The organism is Kushneria halocnemicola (assembly GCF_965650455.1).
Taxonomy (GTDB): domain Bacteria; phylum Pseudomonadota; class Gammaproteobacteria; order Pseudomonadales; family Halomonadaceae; genus Kushneria.
In genome coordinates this window covers 351,636-365,817 of sequence record NZ_OZ287968.1, presented here as the reverse complement: position 1 = coordinate 365,817, position 14,182 = coordinate 351,636, and the positions used below count along the sequence as shown (strand labels likewise).

Genomic DNA, 14,182 nt, shown 5'->3' with positions numbered 1-14,182 from the left:
CCCGCTTTACCATGTCAAACCTACATACCATTGATGACATAATGACCAGCTCAGGGAACGCTTACTGTCAGGCAGGTTCACCATATCTCATGACTTCCCCTTCCAAAAAGCACCATGCGGGCGATCTTTTGTTCCTCAAGAGGCTCAACCGCAGCGCCATTCTAAACCTGGTGCGTCGCTCCCCGGGCATGACTCGCGCCGACATCGCGACGCAGGCTCACCTTACCAAGGCCACGGTAGGGGGCAGCATCCAGAAACTGCTGGAAGCGGGATGGATCGTCGAAGGGGAACTGCAGAAAAGCAGCGGTGGTCGTCCTGGAAGAGCGCTGTATCTTGATGATCAGTATCATACCCTGTTGGGTGCAGAGGTCGGTGTACATGAGCTACGCCTGGTGGCGTGTTCACTGACCGGCCGTATCATTCAACAGCGACAGCTACGTCTGACACCTACGACTCCTGAAGTCACTGCAGCTCTACTAGCCGAACAACTGCACGAACTGGCGTCTCATCCGGATATCGCCTGCCGCCAATGCCTGGGGCTCGGTGTCGCGGTTCCCGGGCCCATTGCCCCTTCCCGGCCTCTTCTACGTCTGGCACCCAATCTCGGTTGGCAGGACGTCCCCTTTCTGGAGCTGCTGCGCCCCCACCTGCCCGCCTTGAGCGGTCTTTGGCTCATGGACAACGAAGCCAAGGCTGCCGCCTTCGGTGAGCTCTATTTTCGTACCGGTAACGTGCCCTCGTCGCTGGCCTATATCAGTGCCGGTACCGGTATCGGTAGCGGCTTTGTCGAAAACGCCCACGCCCCACTGGTCACACGCGGCATACAGGGACTCGCTGGGGAAATCGGCCACACCATACTTCAGCCGGATGGCATGTACTGTCACTGCGGCAATCGCGGTTGTGCGGAGACGCTGGTCAGCGGCTGGGCGATACGAGCCACCCTCGGCATCGGTGAGGAAGAAAACTTGGCCGAAGCCCTCCGGACTCGTCAGCAAGACCCCAAAGTCAAGACAACCCTACGCCAGGCTGGTGGAGCGCTTGGCACGCTACTGCTCAATCTTCACCATACACTGAACCCTTCGGAAATCGTGCTGGGTGGTTCTCTGGTCCAGTTGGGCGCTCCACTGCTCGCCCCGGCACTGGATTATTTCGAAACCAACCAGAACCGTCTGCGAGGCACGATGGACCAGGTAAGGCTCAGGGTTCTGGACGACAGCACCTTTGTCACCGCGCGCGGTGCTGCCGCTCAGGTACTGGCCGAGGCCGTTCAGGGATTTATAGATACTCCCTGAGTATCAACTTTTAGAAAAAATCCAGGCAGGCGCATCAAATACTATTAATCACTGGTAGCGGCAGCAACTGGCTTGCTGATCAACTCTATGGATGAGCTTGGTTCAAGACTCATGCATAGACTCCAATATTCTATATAAGGTATTGGGAGTTAATGTTTTCGACTCATAAACACCACATTACCGGCAGGGGATGTTTCCATTATCTCTGCCATGGTATTTCCCCACTTCTCCCATATATCGACCTGCATTTGGTAACGCTTACTCTTGTTGTAGGTACCCACCAGCCTCGGCGGAACATGCGCCAACATCGCATCAACCAACAAAGGATCGGCCATAAAGGTCTCGGTCCACATGGTGGCTACCGACCGTCTTAAATCATGCACAGTGAAATGTGCCAGCTGATATAGAGGTGCCGAATCGTTATGTTCCTTGCGGTTACGCCCCTGTAGCCTGGCAACGGCTGTAGTAATGGTGTCGTAATGGATAGGCTTGCCCGCGTCACGCACTGACTCGAAAACAAATTCGTTTTTTGAACATTTACGCTGCTCGGTCAATATGGATAATGCCAAGTCCGACAGGTGCACTTTGTGTTCACGTCCACTCTTGGTGCGCTCGGCGGGTATCGTCCAAGTATCCCTTTTCACTTCTGTCCAACGCATTGCCGCAACCTCAGCACGACGTGCACCAGTCAATAGCAGCAGCTTGATCGCATTGGCGACTGACGTAGATAGCACTACGGAAGAAGCGATCCCCCCCAGCACTATTTGCTTCTCATCGACAGCTTCCCAAAGCGCTTTCAACTCCGGCAGCTTGAGGTAGCGCTCCCGAGGTTTGCCGGGACGAGCTTTAATTTTCGCGGGCTTGAGACCGGCTGCGGGGTTGTCCTCTATCTGTTCGCGGTCTTCGCAATAGTCCAGTAGTTGCCGCAACAGAGTGAGACATTGTCGCCCTTCCTCTCGGGCCCTGGTAGCTACCTGCTCCAATACTTCGATCAGATACCTTCGCGTCATGTCGCGGACATACGCACCACCCAGCGGCTTTTCCAGATATAACCGCCAGCGCCCTCTTTGCTTGGATACAGTTCGCTCGGTAGGTGCCTTACCAGACCGTCCTGGTGAAGACGCGTAGAATTCGATCCAGCGCTCAAATGCCTCACTCATGGTCCAGGCAGCTTGATTGCGCGCTTTCTCGGCCTTGCGATGTTTACGCGGATCGATGCCCTGTCTTACCAACTCAGCCGCTTCGCGGTGTTTTTTCCGCGCCTCAGCCAGGCCCATCTGAGGATAACTGCCCAACTGCTGTTCAACGGTCTTATCGACGACGCGATAGCGGTAAAGCCAGCTCTTGGCCTCGCGGTCAGTTCGCACCTCCAAGGCAAGGCCCCCATATCCACCATTAGACACCGAGAGCCGAGCCTTCTTCCTGCCTTCGGGCACAGAGAAATTTTCTATCCCCTTGGAAGTAGTTATTCCCTTACGTTTCTCCTGTACCTCAGCCACTTACACTCTCCAAGATGTCCATGTTTCGCCCCCAACAGCGCCCCCAACAAGGTTACTGTATAGGGCTGTACGTCGTCAGACAACACTAGACGATCAAGCAAACAAAACTCTACATAAGATCATGATTTTATTGTTTATTAAAGACAAATCAGGACGAAGTGAGACGCATCTGGATATAAGCTAAAAGCTTAACCTTGACGCTCCTAAGGGGAAGGCCTCAGGTTCGAATCCTGACGGGGGCGCCACTGATTACCCGCCCGATTACCTTTCCTCTCGTCCCAATATTTTCTGCAGCGCACATGCGTCTGCTTTACCGAGACAGCGTCAAGTTCGTTGTTCTGCTCGGCAACCTGTTTATAGTCATGGTCATCTTTACCTGACGTGATCGCTGTATTAGCAGGTAAGTATCGGTAAAAACAAGGGCCTGCCCTGCGCTTCAATATCGAAGTGCAGGGCAGGCCCTTTGGCTTTCAAATAACGAAACGTGCCCGAAACGATCAACTCGTCGGAAACGGGCTTATGCCCTGTCAGCACGGCGCAACTTTATGGCGTTTCTGGACGCCATTACCACTGCCAGTATCAGAATGCCCAGCGAGAGCGCGAGAAAAACGCCGCTAATGGGACTGGTTGCAAAGACACTCCAGTCACCTCGCGATAGCAGCAGCGCCCGGCGGAAATTTTCCTCCAGCATTGGACTCAGGATAAATCCAAGAATCAACGGTGCCGGCGGAAAGCCCAGACGCAGCAGACCATAACCGATCAGACCAAAGATCATGACCACGAAGATGTCGAATGTGGCGCTGTTGATGCTGTACACGCCAATGCAGATCAGTGTGAGTATGGCCGGATAGAGAACCGAGTAAGGAATCTGAAGCAGCCGTGTCCACAGACCGATCAATGGAATGTTCAGAACCAGCAACATCAAATTTCCTATCAAAAAGCTGACGACCAGCCCCCAGAAAAGATCCGGATGATCGGTAATCAGACCGGGGCCCGGGTCAATACCGTGAATCATCAGTGCACCGAGCATGACCGCCATTACGGCGTCGCCGGGTACCCCGAGGGTCAGGGTTGGTATAAACGCTGCCTGCGAGGCGGCATTATTGGCCGACTCCGGCGCCGTCAACCCTTCTACCGCGCCCTTGCCGAAACGCTCCGGAGTTTTGGTAAGGCGTCTTTCCAGCGCATAGGCCAGAAAAGAGGCCATTGCTGCCCCTGCCCCGGGCAACACGCCACAGGCTGCCCCCAGAACGGAGCCTCGTCCGGTAGAAGGCCATGATCGCCGAATATCTTCACGGCTGGGCAGCATGCTGCGAAACCCAAAGCTCTCCTTTTGAGTATTGCGATGGCGGTGTGCTGTCGCAATGACCTCGGAGACGCCAAAAAGGCCCATGGCCACAGACACGATATTAAGACCATCAGCCAGATACGGTATGTCCAGGGTATAACGAAACTGTCCGGAATTGACATCCTGGCCCACGATGCCAAGGAACAGTCCGAGAACAACCATGAACAGCGAGCGCAGAAAGGTGCCACCGCCGATTGCCGCGGCACCGATAAGCGCCAGCAGCAACAGCGAGAAATACTCTGCCGCTCCAAATTCCAGAGCGAAGGACGCCAGTACCGGCGCAAATCCCCCGACCAGCACAATACCGAAGATACCCCCCACAAAGGAGGCGATTGCGGTCAAAAAGAGCGCAATGCCGGCACGCCCTTGCTGAGCCATGGGATAGCCTTCCAGCGCCGTGACGGCTGCTGCAGGCGTACCGGGCAGATTGAGGAGAATGGAGGCCGTCGAGCCGCCGTACTGACCGCCATAATAGATCCCCGCCAGCATGATGATGGCTTCGGTCTGGGGAATGTAAAACGTGATGGGCAGCAGCATGGCGATCGCCGGCAGTGGACCAACGCCCGGCAGTACGCCCACCACCATGCCCAGAAACACACCGAGAAAGCAGTACATCAATGCTGACCAGGTCAGCGCGACCGACGCCCCCTGAGCGAGGTTGGCAAACAGTTCCATTACCACACTCCCCGAATGAGCGTGAAGGGCAGGCCGAGTCCGACCACAAAGATCAGCACGACCAGTAGCGGTACACCCAGACACAGTGCCACAAGCCGCTGGATACTGAATGTGGGTGCTGCCAGCGTGCTCACGACTATCAGCGCCACACAGGCCGGAATCAGCCCTGCTGACTCAAGCAATAATCCGAAAAGTCCAACCGACAGCGGTACACAGATGAGCGAACGCCGGGCTTTTTTGGCATCTTCCTGCGCGTCTTTTGTAGCCTCATTTTCAGATAGCGATTCAACGGGCTTTTCAAAAAGCGCCTTGAGGGCAACGCCCATCCCCAGAAGCACCATGAGGCCCCCCAGCAGCATGGGATAGAACCCCGGCCCCATTCGACCTGGCGTGCCGAGGCGGTAATCCAGCGCCCCCACGACGACGGCAAGACCCAATACGATCATGACCAGCGCTGAAATCCAGTCGACCGGCGCCAGTGCCTTCAAGGACCGCATTTTCATGGCACGCTCCTACCAGGATCCGACAGGCTTGGAAGGATCGGTTCTGGGCGGTTCGGGATAGTGAAGTCCGCGCTGCCCTGAAAGACCCCGGTTATGATGCGCCTGGTGCGCCGGCGCCTCGGTGCCGACCATTTGGCCATCGCGTACCCACTCCAGATCTTCGCCATACAGATGCTCGATCAGCTCCTTCTTGAGGCGTTCCACGATATCGGCATGATCAGACTCGTGGACTCGGTCGACCGCCTCCCGGGGATCTTCCTGCAGATCGAACAGCTGGAAATGATTGCCCGCGGGGTACCAGATCAACTTGTAGCGCGCATCGCAAATCATTCGCGTGGCCCGCACCCCGGAAGACGCCTCCCCGTAGAAGGTTTGTCGGCGTTCACCGCTCACCACACTTCTGCCGTCGCCGCCCTCTGGCATGGGAATACCGGCCAGTTCCAGAAGACTCGGCATGATGTCCTGAAGCCCCATGAGACGATCATCGACTGTACCCGGCACAACACGCCCGCCATCACGCTTGTCGATCATCATGAACGGCACGCGGGCCGAGCCTTCATACATCAGTCGTTTGGCGTAAAAACCGTGATCACCCAGCATATCGCCGTGATCACCGGTAAAGCAGATAATGGTGTTATCGAGCAGCCCTTCCTCTCTTAGCGTTCCGATCAGTATGCGAATCTGGTGATCGATATGCGTACACAGGGCGTAAAACGCCCGCAGCATGTTCGCATGCTGCACCGGGGCAAGATCGCGCCAGTATTCCTGCACGGCGCGCAGCATATAGGGCAGGTTTTGCGTATCCCGGGACCACTCGGATTGAATCGGCACCGGCATGTCGCGGTCACGATAGCGTTCCAGATAAGCGCCAAGCGGCACCAGTGGCGGATGCGGCGCCGTATAGGAGACATACCAGAACCCGGGGCGGGTGGGGTCGCGACGCTTGATCATGCGTGCCGCGGTGGTGGTCGTCCAGGACGTCACATGGGTGTGCTCCGGCAGGTGCCAGGGCCGCCACTCGTACTCATTGTTGCTCATGCCATGCAGAAACTGCTGCCCGACATAGCCGCAATCTGCCAGGTATATTTCATAATCATCCGGACCGTCGATCTGTCCGCGCCCCTCCTCGGCAAGCCACGCCTCTTCAAAGCCGATGCGATCACGGGTTGGATAAACGTGCAGCTTGCCCGTCATGGCCGTTTGATACCCGCTGTCCTTGAAACACTGCGGCAGTGTCGGCAGCTCGGCGGGCATGGGCAATGAAGGCTGAAATTCCCGATCACCGTGCAACCGGGAGCTGGCACCGGTCATGATCGAGCGTCGCGAAGGAATGCAGATCGGCGTCTCGGCATAGCACCGGGTATAGCGTGTGCCCAGCTCCGCCAGCCGATCCAGTGTGGGTGTCTCGATCACGGAATGACCGGCACAGCCCAGCAGGTCGGCCGGCCACTGGTCCACGGAGATAAATAAAACGTTGGGTCTTGAGTCAGACATTGATGACCTTCCCTGACAGAGTGAGCATCGCCGCCCACCGAACCCGATTGCCGGTCGGCGACACGCTGGGGATAAACCGCTCTGAAGTTACTGCGTCGATACTTCCGCCATCTCGACCAGTTCGCCAAGCGTTTCGGACTGCGTATCGACAAACGCGGCAAATTCATCTGCGGTGCCACCGATCACTTCGATACTGACCGCTTCCAGGCGCTGACGAACGTCTGGCGCCTCAAGCACCTTGTTCATTGCCTCGTTGAGTCGTTCGGCGATGGCAGGGTCGATGCCTGCCGGCGCAAACAGGCCGTGCCAGGACGTGAACACCATATCGACCCCCAGCTCGGACAGCGTGGGAACATCCGGTAGCGCCTGTGCCCGTTCTGCGCTGGTAACCGCCAGCGCCTTGATCGAGCCTTCCCGAACAGCGGGCACCAGCGTGCCATCGATAAAGGCACCGACTTCACCGCCAATCAGGGCCGTCCGCGCCGGAGAGGAGCCCTGATAAGGGATGTGCAGCCCCTCGAAGCCAAGCAGCGATTCAAGATATTCAAACGACAGGTGCTGAGGCGTCCCGATCCCTGCCGAAGCGTAATCGATGTCCTCCGGACGAGACTCCGCAAGCTCTTTGAACTCTTCAAAGTTGGCAACGTCGAGACGCGGCCCGACACCCAGCACCAGTGGCACGGAGGTAATCTGCACAATAGGGGTGAAATCGGCCACCGGATCGTAGGCGAGGTTGTCATACACGTGCGGGTTGATGCCGTGTGTCGCGATGTCACCAAGCAGCAGCGTGTAACCGTCGGCGTCGGCGCGTGCCACTTCGCCACTGCCGATGGTGCCACCGGCCCCGGCACGATTTTCTACCACAACCGGCTGTCCGAGCTCGCGGCTGAGCGGCTCGCTCAGGGTTCGGCCGATGAGATCAACATTACCGCCGGGCGAATAGGGAACGATCAGATGGATCGGCTTTTTCGGCCAGTCCGGTGGCGCAGCCTGTGCGTTTGAACATACCAGGGAAGCGAAAAGTATTCCTACAAGCGGTAGAGCAATGCGTTTGAACATGATGTCATCCCTTCTGGGTCATGCAGGTTGATGCGCCCTTTGCAGAGTGCCTTGCCCGTTTTATAAGCGTTACTGATAAAAAATATTTTACGAATCAGTATCGAAAGGCAGGCAGTCCTGTTTTTATCGTTTCCAGCGATTCAGCGAAGCAGAGTCTGGAACTCAAGAGCAGCTTTTAATCCACAATAACCAATAGAATTTGATAATCTAATAAGAATCACTTATTTATTACTCAAGTCTAACGCCGTGAACTTAAACTACCTTTTATCGATCGCCGTACTGGCAGAAGAGCGACACTTTGTCAGAGCCGCTGCCAGACTGAGCATCAGCCAGTCTGCGCTGACACAGCAGGTACAAAGAATCGAGCGTGAGCTGGGGCTGACCCTTTTTTCACGCACCCAGCGTCAGGTCGTGATTACCGAAGCAGGCAAAGCCTTTGTGGAAGAGGCCCGGCGTGTCCTGACGCAATATGACATTGCCATCGATGCCGCACGCCGGGCATCGAAAGGAGAAATCGGTAAACTTCGACTGGGATTTGTGGAGAACGCCGCACTTCACTTACTGCCCAGAACGGTGTCGCGCTTTCGCCGTCATCATCCACATGTGCAACTGGCACTGCATGAACTGATCTCGGCCCAGCTTGTTCAGGCACTTCAGGAAGACACCCTCGATGCTGCCCTGATGAGACCCATTGCAGGCCTTGACGCTCTGAAGACCATGACACTGCTGCGCGAGCCGTATCATGTCGCGCTGCCTGCCGACCACCCATTGGCGCAAAGGACCTCGATCGCATTTGCAGACCTGATGACCGATGGCATCGTCATTGCGCCGGCCAATAAATCGACCTATCTGCTCTCGGTGTTCAGACCTTTATGCGAGCGCCATAACGTTGAATTCACCATCGCCCAGGAAGTTGATCAGCTTCACGCCATCATTGGCCTAGTGGGTGCAGGTCTTGGCTATACACTGCTTCCCCGCTCGGCCGCCGCCCTGTCGATAGAAGGCGTGGTCTATCGCCCGCTGTCCGACCCTGACGCACCTCACGCCGAGCTCGTGCTGGCCTGGTCGGCGAATGCCACCAATCCGGTACTGAACAATTTTCTGGCCGTTGCCAGAGACGCCTCTCGTCAATAAGATCGCCACGTTCAAAACGTCATATACGCTAACGCCTTTTGACATCCGCAAGAGTCAAAAGCCGATAAAGTGAGTCATCGTCGGCCTGATCCACGACCACAAAAAAGCCCCGCCGAAGCGGGGCTTTTTCTGTATGGCAAATCCGACAGACCCTCAGCCGAACAGAAAATCTTCCGGGCCCATCGCCTGGTGCAGCTCGCCCGCCGGGGCGCCCGGATCGTACTTGGGAATGCCGATCAGCGTGACCGTGTTGGTCGCCGCGCCGTCATCGATCATCAGGTCGGTACCGCTGCCGTTGTACATCGCATGAATATCGTTGAAGGCCAGCGCCTCGCCATCCGAGCCGGTCAGCCCGGACACATCGATGCGATCGATACCCAGCTCAAAGTCGGTGATCACACTGCCCCACCAGGTGTCATCGTCGCCCAGCACGAAGCTGTCGGGTGCGTTTTCGGTACCACTGACCTGCCCTTCCACCTGCACATCCGTGAAGGGGCCCTCGGGGGCCGGCGCCATTTTGGAAATCATGTCACGACGATCCGACAGGGTATTGAATCCGCCGGTCATGTCGCTCAGGCGCAGGGCAAAATCGTTTTCATCCAGCCCGGCCGGGCCGCTGTCGCGGTACAGATAGAAGTCATCATCAAACAGCACGGGAATCACGGCATCGCCGCTGTCCATCTCCCCTGCCATGGTGAACGCTTCTTCCAGCGAGCCGGCATCCCAGGCCATCACCGCATAATCAAAATTGATGGTCTCAAAGGAGGCCATGACCTCATCGTTGACCAAAAGCGTGTCCTTCGTGCCATCAAAGCCGACCAGCGTGTCGATGCCGTTCCCATCCTGACCGTAACGTGAGGCGTCTTCGGAAAAATACAGCACATCCGTGCTACTGCCGCTTGCGCCCAGCACGATGGTCTCCTGCACTGCGGCTGAAGCCGTGTATTCAAGGCCACCTGTCAGTGCACTGGCATCCGTATGGGTTATCGCCGCGTTACCCAGGGCGCTGTTGTTCCATTCAATGCGACCGGTGCCACCGAGCATCAGCGACTCGAGCGCATCCCCCTGGGCGGTGGCCGACAGCGTCTCACCGGATCTTGCCCGGCTTTCGTTGAACAGGGCGTTTAACTCCAGGGTATCGACGTCTTCCGGCAGGACAAACGTCATGGCACCGCCTTTGGTAAAGGCGAAGGATTGGGACTGGCTTTTGGTCAGCTGCGGCATGTGTTCAACTCCCTTGAACGTATTTTTATTAAACAGCAGGAGCCTTAATGTAGTCCTTTAATTAAAAAGTACTAAAACTTAATTTTTATTTTTGGTCTAACCTCGGCAAATCAACCTTGAAAGCAGGCGCTCGTTGACAGAAAGGGGGCAGCGAATGGCCTCAGAGCCGCCGGCCCTTACTGCCTTATCCGTCCTGCCCATCCGCCCCATCCTGTCCATCAACGCCGCCTTTGCCGCCGTCACCACCGTTACCGCCAGCACCGCCGTTGCCTCCTCTACCTCCGGCACCGCCATCTCCGCCATCGCCTCCCCTGCCGCCGTTCCTTCCGGCCACGCCCGTCCCGCCGTGACCGCCCTGCGGGCAATCTGCCGTGCCGGTTTTGCCGTTCTCGCCCGGCGCACCGTCAAGCCGGCTGCAGTCGGTGGGGTTGTCAGCAGCCAGTACCGGCCCGGCCGCCACCGCCAGCATCATGGCGCTTGTCAAAAGAAGAGCTTTTGCAGCGTTCATCGAGGGCTCCCTGTCGCGCGGCGCGCGCTTGCGTCAATTTTAATCCGGCGTTCGACTATCGCGCCGGCTGAACAAATCTGCAAGACGGGCCCTGCCAACATCGCTTTGGCGTGCCACCATGACAGTCTCTCCCTGACCATCGGTGACCCATGACGATTGCATCCCTCAACGACTGCCGCCACTGGGTGTTCGATATGGATGGCACGCTGACCGTGGGCGTGCATGATTTTCAGCTCATTCGACGCGAACTGGACATCCCGGACGACAGTGACATCCTCGAGCATCTTGAGGCATTGCCTGAGGAAAAACGCCGCGCCAGTCATGCCTGGCTGATGGAACACGAGCGCGAGCTGGCCGGGCGTTCTACGCCGGCCGAGGGGGCCGTGGCGCTGATCCGTGAACTGTGCGAGCGCGATTATCGGCTGGGCATTCTGACCCGCAACGCGCGCGAGCTGGCGTGGATCACGCTGGAGAAGATCGGCCTGGCCGACTGCTTTGCCGATGAAGATGTGCTGGGTCGAGAGGATGCACCGCCCAAACCGCAACCGGATGGGCTTGAACACTTCATAAAGCGCTGGGAGATAGCGCCCGCCCACCTCGTGATGGTGGGTGACAGCCCGCTCGACATGGCCTGCGGCCGTGAGGCCGGCACGCGTACCGTCATGGTGAACGTGCCGGACAACACCTGCCCCGAGAATGCCGACTACCATCTAAAGGATTGCCATGCGCTGAGAGCGGCTCTGTTTTCCGACTGAGCACGAAACCTGCGTGGGGCCTGGTCGGTGAGCGATGATCGAGCGCGCGCCCTGGTGGTCTGATTCGAGCACGGCATCGATTCACTGGCGACACCTGATGGTGCAGCCGTCTATCCTGACGCGACATTCTGCCCCAGAATGGGGCACTTTTTTTCCAATCAGGAATGTCGTTGCATGTCATCGGTAAGCTTCACGAAAAAGGGGTATCAGGGGGCGCTGGCGCTGGTGGGGCTTTTGCTGGTGGCCATCAATCTGCGACCGGCGCTGACGAGTGTGTCACCGGTATTGAAAAATATCGCCGAGGGGCTGTCGCTCTCGCCGGCCGCCCAGGGCGTGCTGACCACGCTGCCGGTCATCTGTCTGGGGCTTGCAGCCCCGCTGGCGCCCAGACTGTCGCGGCGCATCGGTCCCGAGCGCACCATTTTCGCTATCCTGATCCTGCTGGCCGTGACGCTGCTGGTACGCCCTTTCACCAGCACGCTGGGACTTTTCTTGTTCACGGCGCTGGCCGGGGCCTGTATCGGCATCATGAACGTACTGTTGCCGGGTATCGTCAAGCGCGACTTCCCGACGCGGGTCAGCCTGATGACCGGGCTTTATACCGTGGCGCTCAATCTGGGCGCCTCGCTGGCCGCCGGAGCCACCGAGCCGCTGCGTCAGGCATTCGGGGAACAGTGGGAACCCTCGCTGGCCTTCTGGCTGTTGCCGGCGGTGATCGCTGCACTGGTGTGGATTCCCCAGCTTGGTGTTGCCCACACCACTCGCGTGCGCCCCAAAAGCAGTCATCCGCTGTATCGCAACGCGCTGGCCTGGCAGGTGACGCTGTTCATGGGTCTGCAGTCGTCGCTGGCCTATACGGTATTTGGCTGGCTGCCGACCATTTTGCAGGACCGCGGCGTGGCCCCGGTCACGGCGGGGCTGGCGCTGTCGATCTCGATTCTGTGTCAGGTGATCACGGCGCTGCTGGCCCCATGGATCGGCAGCCGCATGAAGGATCAACGCGCGGTGCTGATTGCGGTCATGCTGCTCACCCTGTGCGGTCTGGCGGGCTGTCTGTATGCGCCCATCCAGAGCGTCTGGCTCTGGGTCGTGATTCTGGGACTCGGTCAGGGCGGTACGTTCAGCATGGCGCTGACACTTCTGGCGCTGCGCGCCCCGGACGCCGACACGGCCGCCGAACTTTCCGGCATGGCGCAGGGCTTTGGCTACGTGCTGGCCGCCTTCGGCCCGCTGCTGGTCGGCCTGTTGCACGACTGGTCCGGTGGCTGGGACGTGGTGGGCATTCTGCTGGGGCTGATCGGTCTGGTGGCCATGGGCGTGGCACTGGGTGCCGGGCGCAATCGCCTGGTCAGGCCGCACGACTGAACCGCTCGTTACCTCCCGGGGCGCCACATGAGCGTCCCGTTGACCGCCTCTCCTTTAATAACCTTTCCGAGCCTGCATCCATCGCATTCGAGACAGATCCAGCCGACAAACAGGCCGGCTGTCCTCGTTGCGATCATGTCTTCTTTCATCGTGTCGCCCCGTCGAATTAGCCCTGGTATGTCACGGTGCGTTGCCGATCCGGCCTGACAGAAAGCGCTCGGGCTGACGATCGACGCCATTATTAACTCATGATAACGAGAGGAACGGCCGGTTACATATCGGTACAATACCGACATTTGTAGCGACAAAACTGTTCTACACTGCCGCGTTCCTGTCCATACAACAACGATCATCAGAGAACGTCTTGCTCTTAGTCTCCTTGCGACAAACACTGACGCGGCGTGTCATGGCGTGCCTTTCCGATCGCCATTTCACCATGCTGCGCCACTGGCGCGCCTTTGGTGTGCTGCCCGACCTTTCCAATCCCACAACCTTTAGCGAAAAGATCGGCTATCGCAAGCTCCACCCGACCCCTTCGATGTCGGTACTGAGCGACAAGATCGCCGTGCGTGATTACGTGCGCGAGCGTATCGGTGAGCAGTACCTGATTCCCTGTTATGCCACCGCCGATGAGCTGACTCCTGAGCTCCTGAAGACGCTGCCCGAGCGGTTTGTCATGAAGGGCAACCACGGCAGTGGCTACAATCTGCTGGTCGAGGACAAGTCACAGTGGACGTTTCCCGAGCTCTACGACATCTCTCAAAACTGGCTGAATGACGACTTTTCACGCGTGAATCGTGAAACCCAGTATCGTGCCATCAAGCCCCGACTTCTGTTTGAACAACGTCTGGGCAGTGACCCCGTGATACCGCCCAGCGACTACAAGTTTCACTGCTTTCGCCGCAACGGCAAACTGACTGTCATTGTTCAGATTATGGTGGGGCGCTTTCAGGCCGGCGGCCATCAGCGTGTGTGCCTTACGCCGGACTGGCAGCCCGTACGAGTTGAAACCCGAGAGATCGAGGACGTCTCTACCGTTGAAAAACCAGCAGGCTTTGACCGGGCGCTGGCCCTGTCCGAGCAGCTGTCAGAAGGCTTCGATTATGTCAGGGTGGATTTCTACATCCTTGATGACGAGATCTATTTCGGGGAGCTGACCTTCACCCCCGGCGGCGGCTTCATGGAGCTGATTGACCGTCAGGTGGATCACTATCTCGGCAGTCTTTTCACGATCGATCGCGAAATGGCGCGGGCCCGGCAGGTACCGCTGTAACGTACCGGCAATATCGTGGCTTCAAACATGCCTTTCAAAAGGCTTTTTCCAAA

At 57.8% G+C, this 14,182-nt stretch carries 12 protein-coding genes; 6 read left to right on the top strand and 6 right to left on the bottom strand.

From position 1 onward, the window contains the following. Positions 1 to 89: 89 nt before the first annotated feature. Positions 90 to 1,292: an ROK family protein gene (locus ACS92L_RS01550; RefSeq protein ID WP_438766571.1), complete on the top strand. Its 1,203-nt coding sequence runs from the start codon at positions 90 to 92 to the stop codon at positions 1,290 to 1,292. Positions 1,293 to 1,441: 149 nt separating this feature from the next. Here the strand turns inward: ACS92L_RS01550 and ACS92L_RS01545 are convergent, their stop codons facing one another. From ACS92L_RS01545 to ACS92L_RS01525, 5 genes are all read right to left on the bottom strand, one after another. Next, complete coding sequence (locus tag ACS92L_RS01545; protein WP_438766570.1) at positions 1,442 to 2,791, bottom strand: tyrosine-type recombinase/integrase; 1,350 nt, start codon at positions 2,789 to 2,791, stop codon at positions 1,442 to 1,444. A 517-nt stretch (positions 2,792 to 3,308) separates the two neighbouring features. Further along, positions 3,309 to 4,814: a tripartite tricarboxylate transporter permease gene (locus ACS92L_RS01540; RefSeq protein ID WP_438766569.1), complete on the bottom strand. Its 1,506-nt coding sequence runs from the start codon at positions 4,812 to 4,814 to the stop codon at positions 3,309 to 3,311. Beyond that, positions 4,814 to 5,317 carry a tripartite tricarboxylate transporter TctB family protein gene (locus ACS92L_RS01535; RefSeq protein WP_438766568.1) on the bottom strand — a complete coding sequence of 168 codons (504 nt, stop codon included), beginning with the start codon at positions 5,315 to 5,317 and terminating at the stop codon, positions 4,814 to 4,816. Before ACS92L_RS01535 ends, ACS92L_RS01540 begins: the two co-directional genes overlap by 1 nt. 9 nt (positions 5,318 to 5,326) lie before the next feature. Next, the gene (locus ACS92L_RS01530; RefSeq protein WP_438766566.1) at positions 5,327 to 6,811 is read right to left on the bottom strand and encodes a sulfatase-like hydrolase/transferase; all 1,485 of its coding nucleotides are present in this window, start codon (positions 6,809 to 6,811) and stop codon (positions 5,327 to 5,329) included. 87 nt (positions 6,812 to 6,898) lie between these two features. Next, entirely contained in the window at positions 6,899 to 7,870 is a 972-nt protein-coding gene (locus ACS92L_RS01525) for a Bug family tripartite tricarboxylate transporter substrate binding protein (RefSeq protein WP_438766565.1), read from the bottom strand. 246 nt (positions 7,871 to 8,116) lie between these two features. Between ACS92L_RS01525 and ACS92L_RS01520 the strand changes: the two genes are divergently transcribed. Further along, positions 8,117 to 9,004, top strand: coding sequence for a LysR substrate-binding domain-containing protein (locus tag ACS92L_RS01520; protein WP_438766563.1), 888 nt, complete (start codon positions 8,117 to 8,119; stop codon positions 9,002 to 9,004). Between the two features lie 153 nt (positions 9,005 to 9,157). On the opposite strand, the gene ACS92L_RS01515 is transcribed toward ACS92L_RS01520, so the two are convergent. Beyond that, entirely contained in the window at positions 9,158 to 10,228 is a 1,071-nt protein-coding gene (locus ACS92L_RS01515; protein ID WP_438766561.1) for a hypothetical protein, read from the bottom strand. 154 nt (positions 10,229 to 10,382) lie between these two features. On the opposite strand from ACS92L_RS01515, the gene ACS92L_RS01510 reads away from it, so the two are divergent. From ACS92L_RS01510 to ACS92L_RS01495, 4 genes are all read left to right on the top strand, one after another. Further along, a complete protein-coding gene (locus ACS92L_RS01510; protein WP_438766559.1) occupies positions 10,383 to 10,889 on the top strand; it encodes a hypothetical protein in 507 nt (168 codons plus the stop codon). After that, entirely contained in the window at positions 10,886 to 11,491 is a 606-nt protein-coding gene (locus tag ACS92L_RS01505) for an HAD family hydrolase (RefSeq protein ID WP_438766558.1), read from the top strand. Before ACS92L_RS01510 ends, ACS92L_RS01505 begins: the two co-directional genes overlap by 4 nt. A gap of 174 nt (positions 11,492 to 11,665) precedes the next feature. Next, positions 11,666 to 12,856, top strand: a complete 1,191-nt coding sequence (locus ACS92L_RS01500) for a CynX/NimT family MFS transporter (RefSeq protein ID WP_438766557.1) — start codon at positions 11,666 to 11,668, stop codon at positions 12,854 to 12,856. Between the two features lie 406 nt (positions 12,857 to 13,262). Beyond that, complete coding sequence (locus tag ACS92L_RS01495; protein ID WP_438766556.1) at positions 13,263 to 14,129, top strand: ATP-grasp fold amidoligase family protein; 867 nt, start codon at positions 13,263 to 13,265, stop codon at positions 14,127 to 14,129. Positions 14,130 to 14,182: the final 53 nt, after the last annotated feature.